A 12,809-nucleotide genomic window follows, 5' to 3' on the forward strand; every position below is an offset into this window, starting at 1 on the left:
ACCGTGCACCGGTCTCGCTACGGTGAGCAACCGACCTGCCGGCTCACAGGAGGACACATGGCTCGACGACGCGCGGGAGCCGGGCGGGTGTGGTGCGGAGTCGCTGCGGCCGGGGCTCTTCTCGCGTTCTGTTGCCTGCCTCCTTCCGACCAGCCGGGCCCTGGCGAGCCGCGCACGGAGCAGGCGTCACCGGACTCCGGCCCGACCGGTGATTCCGTCCCCGCGCTGGGCGCGTTCCTCGAGCCGGACGCCGAGGGCGTGCGGCGCATCGCGGACCTCGAGGACTGGCTCGGCGGGGTCGAGGTCCGGGTCGGGCACACGTATCTCCCCGGGGATCTGTGGTCCAACATCGAGGGGAGAGAGGACTTTCTGAAGCCGTGGGTGGAGTGGAAACGCGCCGACCCGGACCGCATGTTCGTCCTCAACGTGCCGATGCAGGAGCGCAACGAGGAGCACCTGTCCGACGCCGAAGTGCGCGGACTGCTGCGCGCCGGGGCGGACGGCCGCTTCGACGCGCACTACCGTGCCCTGGCCGAGCGCCTGGTACGGCTGGGTGCACCGGACACGGTGATCGTGCTCGGCTGGGAGATGAACGGCACCACGTACACCCACCGGTGCGGCCCCGATCCCCAGGCGTGGAAGGCGTACTGGCGACGCATCGTCACGGCCATGCGCTCCGTTTCGGGGCAGGGTTTCCGCTTCGACTTCGCCCCGAGCCGGGGCCGGGACGCCGTCGGCTGGACACGGTGCTATCCCGGTGACGACTTCGTGGACATCGTCGGAATGGACTCGTACGACCAACCGGCCGGCCACTCCGTCGACGCACAAGTGGAAGAGGATTTCGGCCTGCAGAAGCAGGTGGATTTCGCCGCCGCACACGGAAAGCCCGTCTCCTACCCGGAATGGGGTCTCTTCCGCAACGGGGACAACCCGGCATACGTGCGCCGGATGCTCGCGTGGTTCGCGGAGCACGAGCCGGTCTACCAGACGGTCACCGACTACTGTCCGCACGGAGTGTGGCTCTGCCGCGAGAACCCGGAGTCCTCAGCGGTCTACCGCGCCGCGGTGTCCGCGTACCGGAACGCGGCGGACGGATCAGAACCGTCCGATCGCGAGCGGCCCTCCGGCGCACACTGGTACACCGCCGCCTCACGCTCGACGCACCTCCGCCCTGCCTTCCGTGCCGTCGAACGGTGACCCGGCACCTTCACGTCATCGTCCTCCGGCGGGTGTCGGGACGCGGAGCCGGCACCGGGGCGGCCTTCGGGTGCAGAGCCCACATCCGGGCGAGGGACGCCCGTGAGCGGACGGCCTCGGCAGCGTGCTGGCGAGCCGCGATCTGCCCGGCGTACAGCTTCAGGGCGGGTGTCATCCCCCGAGAAGCGAGCAGGAACCGCTGGTTCACCACGGGGTAGGGCTTCCAGCGCAGCTTGTACGGCTCGGTGCCGCGCAGCAGACTCATGGCCCGGCGCCCGGTGCGGGCCGTGAAGTCGAGGTCGTGCCTGAGGAGCATGACGGCGATGTCGATCCGCTGCTCGCGCAGCCGCGGGTCGGCTCCGTAGAGGTAGCCGCAGACGAGATCGGACTGGGCGAAGGAGACGTCCGTGGCCACGACGTCTTCGCCGACGCGGTACTCGGTCACGACCGCGTCCCCGTTCCGCACCATGGTCGGCAGCGCCCGCTCCAGGTGGGCGTGGAACCGGGAGGTCAGGTGTTCGGGTGTGACCGCGCGGTCCTGCCACTGCAGCCTGTGGAGGCGCAGCATCGTACGTACGGCCGCGGCGCTGTCCCCTGCGGTGACGGTCCGTTCCTCGACGCCCAGCTTGTCGATCTTCCGCAGCTTCTGCCGGGTGCGTCTGGCGCTGGCCGTCGCCAGTCGGTCGAGCAGAGCTTCGATGGGAACGCCCGGCAACTCCAGACAGCTTGAGTCCGTACGTCTCCGGCGTGGGCCCTGCCAGGACTCGTAGAGCCGCTCGACGGCGGCGCCGGGGCGTACCTCGCGCAGGTCCACGACCGCGCCCCGGGCGGCCCGGCGAACGCCCCTCGCCAGGGCGGCCGGTGCCTGCGGGCAGTCGTCGTCCAGCAGAACGTCGCAGAAGTCGGTGATGCCACCGCCGAGCGCGACGAGTGCGGGAAGCGGCCGGTGGGTGAGCATCATCGGTGCTGCGGCGACCAGCCGGCCACCCTGGCGGACGAGGACGACGCGCAGCCTCCCGGGGCTGCCGTACGACAACCACCAGGAGTAAAGCCAGGCGTGGCTCTGGAAGGCCGTCGCGGAGCGGCTGCGGCCACGCAGGGACTCCCACTCCTCGGCGAGGAGAGCGAACCCGTCGGCGTCGCGGCAGACGGTGCCGCTCAACGTCCGGGAGCCGACGACGGCCGTCACGGCCGCGGCTCCCTGTGCGCGGTGGACTCCTCGCGGGTCGGGTGCGGCAGCGCGTCGGCGGCGTCGCCCTCGTGTACGGGCGCCGGCGGGGCGGCGTCGGTGGCCGAGCGGCGGTGCCGTTGCGGGCGGGCCAGCAGCACCAGCCCGCCGAGCAGTCCGCCGGCGCAGGCTCCCACGGAGAGGGCCGCGGGCGCGGAGGGGGAGACGGAGGAGTCCGGCGTCTCGGCGCTGGAGAAGACGGTCAGAGAGGTGCCCGTCCGCTTCGCCGGCTGTGCGGCCGTGTGCACCAGCGCCTGAGCGACGGCGTTGGCGTACTCCGCCGCTTTGGCCGAGTCGCCCGCGGTGTAGGTGATCTCCACCATCGGTGCGTCGGGTGAGGTGCTGGCCTTCGCGCCGGTGGTGAGGGTGCCGGGTGCGACCCGGGCCCTGCGCTCCGCCGCGGCGAGGATCACGGGATCGGTTGCGATCTTCCCGTACGCCTGGGCGTAACCGAGCGCGGAGGCGGGGTCGGCCTGCTGCCCCGTCGAGACCATCACGTACGTGCTGGCGGCGAACTGGGGCTGCGCAACCGAGGCGTAGACGGCACCGCCGGCGGCGCCCACGGCGAGGCACAGCGGGATCGGCCACCAGATCGGCACACGCGCACGCAGACTCTTCCGGGATGCCAGGGCCGCAGGGAGCCCGAGGTCGGTGGGTGGCTTCTCTCCGGAAGAGCCGTGGAAGGCGTCGGCGGTCCGGGCGGCAGCGTCCGTGCTCCCGGACGACCGGTCCGGTGCGCCGGCGAGCGCTGTGCGCGCGGTGCCCGCCGTACTCGCGGACGGCTGCCTGCGGAAGCGTGCCGTGCGGGATGCCGGGGCTTCCGACGCGCTGTACTTGGTTCTCTTTGCGGCGCTGGGCATAACGGAACCTATCTCGCTGTCAGGGAACGGTCGTGATCGGCAAGTTCGGGCGGGGAAAGGGCAGGCGGCCTCCGCCGGAGCGGCTGCCCGGCGACCGACTCGTAGACGTCGAGGAGACGTTCGACGCTCGTGGCGATGTCGTACCGCGCCACCACGGGCGGTACGGGCAACCGCCGGTTGCCGGCCTCCCGGCACTCCCGCAGCGCGGCGGCGAGCGCGGTCCCGCCGGCGCCGATGCGGCGCGCACCCGGCGCTTCCCCGGGCGGCAGCTCGTCGATCGCGGGGCAGGTGACGTGCAGTACGGGCAGCCCCGAGGCGAGTGCTTCCAGCACCGAGAGCCCGAACGACTCGTCGTCGGACGTGGAGACGAAGACGTCGACTGCGGAGAGCAGCTCCGGGATGCCCGGGACACCCCCGTCTGCGGGCGCGACGGCGGCATCCGGTGCGACAGCGCCGCCGCACTCGCCCAGCAGGCGGATGCGGTCGAACGCGTCGCACTGTGCGACGCGCTTCTCCAGCGCGGCCCGTTCGGGGCCGTCGCCGGCCAGCAGCAGCCGCGCGTCCGGCAGTTCCGCCACGGCCCCGACGAGCGTGTCGAACCGCTTGCCCGGCACCAGCCGGCCCACGGCGCCCACCACGAACGCCCCGGTCGGGATGCCCAGTTGGGCACGAACCCGGGCGCGAGCGCGGGGGTCGAAGCGGAAGCGCCCGGCGTCGATGCCGTTGGGCACGGTGTGCACACGGTCCGGAGCCACGCCCCAGCGTTGCAGCCGTTGTGCGACGGTGCCGGAGACGGCGACCGTGGCGGAGCCCAACCGCTCGGCGGCCAGGTACAGGGACCGGATGCCGGGCGAGAGCCGCCGCCCCTCGATCGAGTGCTCGCCCAGGGAGTGCTCGGTGGCGACCACGGCACGCACGCCCGCCAGTCGCGCGGCGACCCTGCCGTAGAGGCATGCACGGTAGAGGTGGGTGTGGACGAGGTCGTAGCCGCCCGCGCGGACCAGTCCGACCAGTCGGGGGAGAGCCGGCAGGTCGCGGTTGCCCCGCATGCCGAGCTCCACGACGCGGGTGCCGTCCGCACGGATCTCCTCCGCGACGGTTCCCGCATCGGTGAGCGTGACGACGTCGCAGGGCATCGGGAGGTGCCGGAGCAGCAGCCGCAGTTGCTGCTCCGCGCCGCCCACGCCCAGGCCGGTGATGATGTGCAACGCCTTCACTGGCGGTCTCCGATCCGTGGGCGCCCCGTCGCGTCGGGCGATTGGCTCTCGGGCAGGGGCCTGCGGCGCAGGGGGTGCAGGAGTTGCTTGAGGCGCATCCGGAAGGGGGTGTCCGATGCGTCGATGTGCACTCGTGGCAATGCGAACGGCCCGGTGAGGGGGCCCGGTGAGATGGCGCAGGCGTAGCGGTAGCCGGCGTCGCGGACGGCGTTGATCGCGCGGGCGTCCACCGCTCCGTAGGGATAGCAGAAGCACCGTGGCGCGGTGCCCGCGAGCTCGGTGAGCAGCGCGCGGCTGTGTGCCGTCTCCTGCTTCAGCCTCGTATCGGGCGCGGTGGTCAGGTCGGTGTGCAGCAGCCCGTGGGAGCCGATCTCCATTCCGGCCGAGGCCGCCGCGCGGATGCCGTCCGCGCTCAGCAGCGGTCTGCGGGGGCCCAGCGGGTCCCACGAGTTGACACCGCCGAGCCTGCCGGGGAGGACGAAGACGGTGGCAGTGCAGCCGTGCCGGAGCAGCACCGGCAACGCCTCGTCCACGAAGTCCGCGTAGCCGTCGTCGAAGGTCAGTCCCACGAGTCCGCGGTCCCGGCCGGCCGCACGGGCGGCCATCAACTCGCCGACGCCCACGCACGAGAGGCCCCGGCCGAGCAACCAGCGGAGCTGTTCCTCCAGGCGCTCGCGCGGCACCGTGATCCGGTAGGGGTCCTCCGTGCCGCTGGACACGGAGTGGTACATCAGAACCCAGGGAGGTCTGCGGCCCGCCGCGCGCGTCGGCCCGCCGGCCGGTGCGTCGGCGGGCGGGGGAGGTGGTTGACGGGCCAGCGTGCGGGATTCACCGGACATGGACGAGCCTTCTTCCCAGAGCGGTCAGCAACTGTGCGACCTCGGACGCCCGTACGAGGAGGGCCACCGAGGCGAAGACCAGCAGCACGGTCACGCCGCCGACCACGGTGGCCGGCAGGGGCGCGTCGGGGACGCGAGCCGCCGCCCAGCCCGCCGCCGCGGCCGCGGCGGCGGCCAGCAACAGCCGTAGGAGCCCCTTCGTCACCGCGCGGACGTCGATGGCGATCACGTGTGCGCCCAGGCCGCGCATCAGCAGCAGTGCGGTGGTGGTGATCCCTGCCGCGTTGGCGGCGGCGATGCCGTGGACGCCCCACGGGCCCACCGTGGCCGCCCCGACGGCACCGGTGACGGCCAGGCCCGCGCCCATCGCCACGGCCGGATACCAGCCGGGCCGGATCCCGGAGAAGAACGGCCTGGCGAGCGCACCGACCAGGCTGTGCCCCAGCAGTCCGCAACTGTAGACACGCATCACCGAAGCCGTGTCGGCCGTGTCCCGGGGTCCGAACTCCCCCCTCTCGAAGAGGAGTTGCACGATCTGCGGCGCGCACGCCACGACGTACGCCGTGCCCAGCAGCACCACGACGCCGACGAGCCCCAGGTCGCGCTCCACACGGCGGCGTGCACGTTCCGGTTCCCCGTCGGCCATGGCACGTGCCACGACCGGAAAGGTGACCGTGCACACCATGAGGGAGAGCACCATCGGCATCTGCGCGACCTTCTGCGCGTAGTTGAGGTGCGAGATGGCGCCTGCCGGCAGCGAGGAGGCGAGGAAGCGCTCGTAGAAGACCTGCGCCTGGCGGCTGAGTGCGAAGATCGTCACCGGTGCGAGCATCCCGAAGGTGAGCAGCGTGAGGTTCGCCGCCCCGCGCCGGCGGCGGTTGCCCGCGGCACAGTCCCGACGCACCGCGGGCAACCGCCGGAAGAAGGCGGGCAGTTGCACCGCCACCATCAGCGCCCCTCCCACTGCAACGCCGACGGCGGCGGACCGCACCCCCCAGGCCGAGTGACCGGCGAGCATGGAGGCGATGATGGCTGCGTTGTAGGTGACGTAGATCGCCGCCGGAGCGACGAAGCTGCGGTGGGCGCGCAGCAGGGCGCTGCAGTATCCGGCAGCACCGAACGTCACCACGTTCAACGAGACGAGGCGCATGCAGTCGACGGCCGTGCCCGGGTCGGTCAGGCCCGGCGCCATGGCGCGCACGAGGAAGGGTGCGGCCAGTGCCAGCGCGACGCCGGCGCCCGCGAGCCACAGCGACAGCCGTGGCAACGTCGTCCGCACCAGCTCCCGCACGGGATCTGGCCCGGGCGTGTGAACGGTGCCTCCGCGGTGGCCGGTTTCCCGCAGGGACAGGGCGACGCTGAAGGCGGGGACCAGGACGAGGGCCATCGCGTCCTCGATGAGCAGCGTCGACGCCAGCTCGGGGACCGTCCAGGCGACGAGGAAGGCGTCGGTGTCCGCGTCCGCGCCGAAGAGCTGGGCGATGACCTGGTCGCGCAGCAGGCCGCAGAGCGAACCGGCCGCTGTGAGCGCGGCGGTGACGGCCGCCGCCCTCGCGAGGAACCGGCCGGTCCCCCGGGGGCCGTCCGCACCGGCTCCTGCGCCTCCCGTCGGCTTCGGGCCCGGTTCGGCGGGCGCGGCGTGCATGTCCGTCATCGTGCTGCCGCCTCGTCACCGGCGGCCGGCGAGGGATGCAGGGCCCACCAGGCGGCCATGCCGAGGGCCACGGCGGTCAGTACGGTCGAGGGTCCCCCGATGTCGGCGTACAGGAAGTCGACCGTCTGCCACACCAGTAGGCCGACGGCGGCGAGGCCGCAGTCGCGAGCTCCCGCCGACCGTGCCTCCCGGTGCCGGCGCACGCCCACGACCAGCAGTGCCACCCAGCCACCCGCTACCGCCGTCGTGCCGACGAGGCCCTGCTCGCTGAGGAGGAGCAGGTACATGTTGTGGGGGGAGAGCAGGGGCTCCCGCCGGAAGTCCTGTCCCGCCCCCTCGGTGTCGCTTCCGGAGGAGAGGCCCAAGGGGGCGTGGCTGTCGCGATGGGACGCGAAGTTCTTCGGACCGACGCCCGTCGCGGGCTCGTCCCTCCACATCGCGGCTGCGGCCGACCAGAGGCTGTAGCGGTCGTCCACCGACCGGTCGGGCGCCGACGAGACGTCGGTGATGCTGGCGAAACGCTCGCCCACCTGCGCCGAGCCCACCCCGAAGCCACCGATCACCACCACGGCACCCGCGGTGAGTGCGGCAAGGACGACCACGGCTCTACGGGCGCCCGACAGGAAGAGCACGACCGTGCACGCCGCAGCCGACGCGATCCACGCCCCCCGGCTGTAAGAGAGGATCAGCGGCACCACGAGCGCTGCCGCGGCGCAGAGCGCGGCCGGCCGCAGCCCCCGCGGTGTCCGATCACGGGCCCCGAGCCCCAGCGCGACCGCTGCCACCAACCCGTAAGCCACCACGGTCGCCATCCCCATCACGTCCAGAGGCCCGAACGTGCCCACCGCGCGGATGGTCCGACCCCCGAAGGAGGCTCCCGTCCCGGTGACGTTCTGCACGACACCGACGCCGCCCTGCACCAGGGCCAGCACCACGAGGGCGCCGCAGAGCAGCCTGAAGTCGCGGGCGTCGCGGAGGACGAGCAGGACGGCAAGGGGGACGAGCACGAAGATCTGCAGACTCCGCAGAAAGCCCGGAAGACTGGCCGACGGATCGGCCGACGCTGCGGTCGCCACCGCGAACGCCACGGTGGGCGCGCCGAACACGAGCGCACCCAGTGGTGTCAGCGGACCGCCTCTGCCGCGCAGCAGCCTCACTCCGCACCATGTGACCAGCAGAACGGAGGCCCCGTCGGCGAAGGTGACACCGCCCGGGGCGGCCGCGTCGCCGGTGGGGACCGGCGCGCACAGCACCAGCACCGTGGCGAGCACGGGGGCGACCGGCGTCCAGCGCAGACGTCGCAGGTGCGCGGGCGACAGCCGCCCGCGGACTGCCGGACGGGACAGGACCCGCGGGGTCGCGGACTCCGCGCTCATGCCCCCTCCTGGCGGAAGGCGGACGCGGCGGTCCGGCACAGGATCTGCAGGTCCTGTCGGAGCGACCAGGTGTCGATGTAGTGGTTGTCCAACCGCGCCCGGTCCTCGATCGAGGTGTCGCCCCGAAGGCCGTGTACCTGGGCCAGGCCGGTGATCCCCGCCGGAGCGCGGTGCCGGTCGGCGTAGCCGGGCAGCCGCCGGCTGAACTGCTCCACGAAGTGCAGTCGTTCGGGTCGGGGACCGACGAGGCTCATGTCGCCGCGCAGTACGTTCCAGAGCTGCGGCAACTCGTCCAGTGAAGTACGCCGCAGCACTTTGCCGACCCTGCTCATCCGCTCGTCACCCGCGACGCTCCAGCGCGTCGCCGACTCCCACTCGTCGCTGGGACGCAGCGAACGGAACTTCAACAGCACGAACGGGCGCGACCCCAGGCCGATGCGCTCCTGACGGAAGAGGACCCCCGGCCCGTCGGAGAGCCGCACCGCCAGCGCGCAGGCGATCAGCAGCGGCGCCGCCACGACGAGAGCCGGCACCACGAGAAGGAGGTCGAGCAGCCGCTTCCGCCGCCGGGAGACCAGGCGTGCGGGCTCCAGGTCGAGGCGTCGGCACGAGAAGCCCCACATGTGGGCCGACCCGGCCGCCCCCGGGCGGCCACCCTGCGCGGTGCCGGCTCCGATGAGCCAACCGGTCAGTCCCCGCTCGCCCAACAGCCGGGCCAGTACGGCTTCTTCCGCCTTCTCCCAGGGGGGACGGAGGAAGACCACGTCCTGGACCTCGTTCTGGATGACCGCCCGGACGACGTCCTCCGGGGCGGTGATGACCGGCAGCGGAGCGACGACGGCACCATCCCCGGCGTACGGGTCGACGAAGCCGATCGGCCGCAGCCCGTAGCGGGGCTGCTCTGCGAGGACGGCGGCGACCGCACCTGCCGCGTCGCCGTGACCGACGACGAGAGTGGGACGTGGCCGTTTCCGGGCCCGCCGCCTGTGGCTCCCGTGGACCACGGCCCGCGCCGTGCCGGCGAGCACGCCGGTCGAGACGACGGCCCCGGCGAGGGTCGGCAGGCTGAGCCCGACGGGGAAAAAGGACGCGAGGAGACCGGTCGCCGCGCACCAGACCACGGCTGCCCGCAAGAGCAGCGTGGGCAGTTCCTCCAGCGCGTACGCCTCCAGACCGGGCCGGTACAAGCCGGCCCGGGCGTTGAGCGCCAGAGTGCCGCACACCACGGGGCCGAGCAGCAGGGGAGCCGTTTCGAGCCCGGCGAAGACCAGTACGACGACGACGCAGGTACCCACGTCCGCGCCGCCCAGCAGCGCCGCCCCACGAATTCTGCGCCGGTGACGCGCCATGAGGGTCAAGCGTGTCCCTGGCGCCTCCACGGCCGCTCGCGGGCCGGAGGACGCCGAGGCGGGCGCCGCTTCTGCCGCGCCCGGCGGGGGGACCACGGGTGCGTCGCTCGGTCTGTCCTCTGCGCTCTTCGTCGTCACCGCGCCGTCCACTTCTCTGTCGTGTGCGCACCGGCGTCGAGCAACTCGCCGTACAGCCGCCGCACCGCCGATGTCGTCCGCTGTACGTCGAATTCCGCTCGCACGTGCTTCTGCGCCGCCTCCCCGAGGTACGCACGCAGGCGCGGGGCCCGGAGGAGCCCCGCGACCGCGGTCGCGAGGGCGTCCGGGTCTCCCGGTGGCACGAGGCACTCCAGCTCCTGGCCCGGTGGTAGGCACTCCCGTCCACCGCCGACGTCGGTGAGGACCACGGGCCGGCCGCAGGCCATCGCCTCCAGCGGAGTGAGCGCCATGCCCTCCCAGAGCGAGGGCTGCACCACCAGATCCGCCGCCGCGTACCAGCGGCTGGGGTCCGCGACGCCGCCGGCGAACCGCACCCGGCTGTGCGGTTGCCGGGTGAGCGCCGGCCTGTCGGGCCCGTCGCCGACGAACACCAGCCAGGCGTCGGGCACTTGCTCCGCGATCCGCCGCCACGCCCTCAGCAGGTCGCGCTGTCCCTTCTGCCGGCAGAGCCGCCCGACGCACACCACGAGCGGCGCCTCCGCTGGCACCCCGGACAGCGCCGGCAGACTCTTCCGGCACGCCGCGCGCTGCCGGGCGCTGCTCTCCTCGGCAGGGGAGGCGATCGGGAAGGTGGGGAAGGCGTCCAGATCGACGCCGTTGGGGACGACGGTCCACGCCGCCCGGATGCCACAACGCTCGCCGGTACGCCGCTCCTCGTCGCTCACGCACAGCACCCGGTCTGCCCAGCGCGCGGCGTACCGTTCCCAGGCGAGGACGAGTCGGGCGGTCGGCCCCTCTACGGCCGCGAACGACCAGGCGTGCGGCTGATAAACGGTGGGCAGCCGTCCGCGCAGCGCGAGTCGGCCGGCCAGTCCGGCCTTGGCACTGTGCGCGTGCACCACATCGGGGCCGACCCGTCCGATCAGCCGGTGCGCAGTCCACGTCTCGGCCGGCACGGAGCGGCCGGGGCCTCTCTCCGCGGCCCAGTGCCGCACCTCCGCGCCCAGCGCCGCGATCGACCGGGGCAGGCTGCCTTCTCGCGGGCACGCGACGACCACCCGCAGCCCCTGCCGCATCTGTGCCCGGGCCAGATCGGTGACGACCCTCGCCACGCCTCCCTCGACGGGCTGTGACAGGTGAAGGACGGTGAGCCGACCTACGGGACCCCTGCGCTGTGACACCACCGAACGCCTCCTCCATGCCCCGGCCGGTTCAGGCCCCGTTGAAAATTCAGCGTCACTCGTCGGCCCGGAAGCCGTACCGGCCGAGGCGCCGTCTTCACCGGGGGAGGGGCGTCGCACGGTTCTGCTTCCGGAAGCGGATTCCCATTCCGACCGAGCGGCGCGGCCCAGGAGTTGCGGTAGCGATGGGTTCTCCGAAGCCGCTGAGGATTCCGCTTCTGCTCCTCAGCGGATAACTGTGACAAGCACGGCGCCGAGGCCCGTGCGCCACTCTCAATGGTTCTTCCGATTCACTGAGTAGTCGGGCATCCATTCGTGTGCCCGGTGCTCAGCGAAGAGCGAGTGAGAAGAGCGCCGCACTTGTCGGCAGCTCGTATGCTGATGCGCCGATTCGTCCGACACGAGGTCAGAAAGCATGCCGCTGCCGCTGTCACACGCATGTCGCGTGATCCGCTGCTACTTTGACCGATCGGAAAACGCCCTCAGCGGCCACAGGGAGTGTCGTGAAACTCGTCTGCGTCGGTGGCGGTCCCGCCGGCCTGTATTTCTCGATCCTGATGAAGCTGCAGAACCCCGAGCACGACATCACGGTCTACGAGCGGAATGCGGCCGGTTCGACCTACGGCTGGGGAGTCACCTACTGGGGCGACCTGTTCGACAGCCTCCACGGCAATGATCCGGCGTCCGCGCTCGCCGTCCGTCAGGACTCGGTCCGCTGGCGCGACGGGGTCGCGTACGTGCGTGACCGCAGAACGGTGCACCGTGGGGACGAGGGCTTCGCCATCAGCCGCCGGCGCCTGCTGGACGTACTCGCGGTGCGGGCCCGATCCCTCGGTGTACGCCTGGAGTTCGGGTGCGAAATCACCGAGGCGGACTTCCCCGGCGCCGACCTCGTCGTCGCCTGCGACGGCATCAACAGCAGACTGCGCGCACGCCACTCCGGCCACTTCGGTACGGAGGTCACCGTCGGGAACAACACCTATGCCTGGCTCGGCACCACGAAGGTCTTCGACTCCTTCACCTTCGCCTTCGTCGAGACCGCACACGGCTGGGTGTGGTGCTATGCGTACGGATTCAGTGCGCAGCACAGCACGCTGATCGTCGAGTGTTCACCGGAGACCTGGGCAGGGTTGGGGCTCCACGAGGCGAGCCAGGCGGAAGGGCTGGCCCTGCTGGAGCGGCTCTTCGCCGAACTGTTGGACGGCCACCGCCTGATCGGCCGGGCGGAGGCCGACGGGGGCGCGCAGTGGCTGAGGTTCCGCACGCTGACCAACCGGAACTGGTACCGGGACAACCTGGTACTGATGGGCGACGCGGCGCACACCACGCACTATTCCATCGGCGCGGGAACGACACTCGCACTCGAGGACGCCATCGCGCTGGCAGGCGCCCTGCGTGGGAACTTCGATCCGGAGACCGCGCTCGCCCGCTATCAGCAGGAAAGAACGTTCGCCCTGCTCTCCGTCCAGAGCGCGGCCCGCTACAGCGCCCAGTGGTACGAGAACCTCCCGCGCTACGTCGACCTCGCGCCGGACCGCATGTTCGCGCTCCTCGGCCAACGGCACTCGCCGCTGCTTCCCTATGTGCCGCCCCAGCTCTACTACCGCATCAACCAGGCGGCCGAGCGGCTGGAGGCTTTTCGCCGGCTCAAGCGCTGGCTCGGCCCGAGACTCGCACGGACCCTGCACTCCCGCGCCTGACCAACGGCCGGCCGGGTATCCGTCCACGAGAGCCACGAGGCCGGTGCGG

Annotated in this window: 10 protein-coding genes; 2 read left to right on the forward strand and 8 right to left on the reverse strand. The window is 72.3% G+C overall.

Annotated features, from left to right (window positions below):
* Positions 1–57: 57 nt before the first annotated feature.
* The gene (locus F603_RS31485; protein ID WP_158678594.1) at positions 58–1,197 is read left to right on the forward strand and encodes a glycoside hydrolase family 26 protein; all 1,140 of its coding nucleotides are present in this window, start codon (positions 58–60) and stop codon (positions 1,195–1,197) included.
* A gap of 10 nt (positions 1,198–1,207) precedes the next feature.
* Here F603_RS31485 and F603_RS0103085 read toward each other — a convergent pair whose 3' ends face one another.
* The 8 genes from F603_RS0103085 to F603_RS31495 all read right to left on the reverse strand — a co-directional run bounded on the left by F603_RS0103085 (position 1,208) and on the right by F603_RS31495 (position 10,991).
* A complete protein-coding gene (locus F603_RS0103085; protein ID WP_019544548.1) occupies positions 1,208–2,386 on the reverse strand; it encodes a GNAT family N-acetyltransferase in 1,179 nt (392 codons plus the stop codon).
* Positions 2,383–3,024 carry a YveK family protein gene (locus F603_RS0103090; RefSeq protein ID WP_245600663.1) on the reverse strand — a complete coding sequence of 214 codons (642 nt, stop codon included), beginning with the start codon at positions 3,022–3,024 and terminating at the stop codon, positions 2,383–2,385. The genes F603_RS0103085 and F603_RS0103090 overlap by 4 nt, the downstream gene beginning before the upstream one ends.
* Positions 3,025–3,293: 269 nt before the next feature.
* Positions 3,294–4,502 carry a glycosyltransferase gene (locus F603_RS0103095; RefSeq protein WP_019544550.1) on the reverse strand — a complete coding sequence of 403 codons (1,209 nt, stop codon included), beginning with the start codon at positions 4,500–4,502 and terminating at the stop codon, positions 3,294–3,296.
* Positions 4,499–5,233: a polysaccharide deacetylase family protein gene (locus F603_RS31490; protein ID WP_019544551.1), complete on the reverse strand. Its 735-nt coding sequence runs from the start codon at positions 5,231–5,233 to the stop codon at positions 4,499–4,501. The genes F603_RS0103095 and F603_RS31490 overlap by 4 nt, the downstream gene beginning before the upstream one ends.
* A gap of 97 nt (positions 5,234–5,330) precedes the next feature.
* Positions 5,331–6,995 carry a lipid II flippase MurJ gene (locus F603_RS0103105; protein WP_019544552.1) on the reverse strand — a complete coding sequence of 555 codons (1,665 nt, stop codon included), beginning with the start codon at positions 6,993–6,995 and terminating at the stop codon, positions 5,331–5,333.
* On the reverse strand, positions 6,992–8,371 hold the full coding sequence (locus F603_RS0103110; RefSeq protein WP_019544553.1) for an O-antigen ligase family protein: 1,380 nt from the start codon (positions 8,369–8,371) through the stop codon (positions 6,992–6,994). The genes F603_RS0103105 and F603_RS0103110 overlap by 4 nt, the downstream gene beginning before the upstream one ends.
* Complete coding sequence (locus F603_RS0103115; RefSeq protein WP_245600664.1) at positions 8,368–9,720, reverse strand: exopolysaccharide biosynthesis polyprenyl glycosylphosphotransferase; 1,353 nt, start codon at positions 9,718–9,720, stop codon at positions 8,368–8,370. Before F603_RS0103115 ends, F603_RS0103110 begins: the two co-directional genes overlap by 4 nt.
* 134 nt (positions 9,721–9,854) lie before the next feature.
* Positions 9,855–10,991: a glycosyltransferase gene (locus F603_RS31495; protein ID WP_019544555.1), complete on the reverse strand. Its 1,137-nt coding sequence runs from the start codon at positions 10,989–10,991 to the stop codon at positions 9,855–9,857.
* A gap of 572 nt (positions 10,992–11,563) precedes the next feature.
* Here F603_RS31495 and F603_RS0103125 point away from each other — a divergent pair.
* Positions 11,564–12,760 carry an FAD-dependent monooxygenase gene (locus F603_RS0103125; RefSeq protein ID WP_019544556.1) on the forward strand — a complete coding sequence of 399 codons (1,197 nt, stop codon included), beginning with the start codon at positions 11,564–11,566 and terminating at the stop codon, positions 12,758–12,760.
* The last annotated feature ends 49 nt before the right edge of the window (positions 12,761–12,809 follow it).

The organism is Streptomyces sulphureus DSM 40104 (genome assembly GCF_000381025.1).
GTDB lineage: Bacteria > Actinomycetota > Actinomycetes > Streptomycetales > Streptomycetaceae > Streptomyces > Streptomyces sulphureus.

What these genes read in the sequence shown, in the direction of transcription:
- F603_RS0103105 (WP_019544552.1), bottom strand. Translation starts at nt 6,995, where the DNA reads ATGACGGACATGCACGCCGCGCCCGCCGAACCGGGCCCGAAGCCGACG.
- F603_RS0103110 (WP_019544553.1), bottom strand. Translation starts at nt 8,371, where the DNA reads ATGAGCGCGGAGTCCGCGACCCCGCGGGTCCTGTCCCGTCCGGCAGTC.
- F603_RS31485 (WP_158678594.1), top strand. Translation starts at nt 58, where the DNA reads ATGGCTCGACGACGCGCGGGAGCCGGGCGGGTGTGGTGCGGAGTCGCT.
- F603_RS0103115 (WP_245600664.1), bottom strand. Translation starts at nt 9,720, where the DNA reads ATGGCGCGTCACCGGCGCAGAATTCGTGGGGCGGCGCTGCTGGGCGGC.
- F603_RS31490 (WP_019544551.1), bottom strand. Translation starts at nt 5,233, where the DNA reads ATGTACCACTCCGTGTCCAGCGGCACGGAGGACCCCTACCGGATCACG.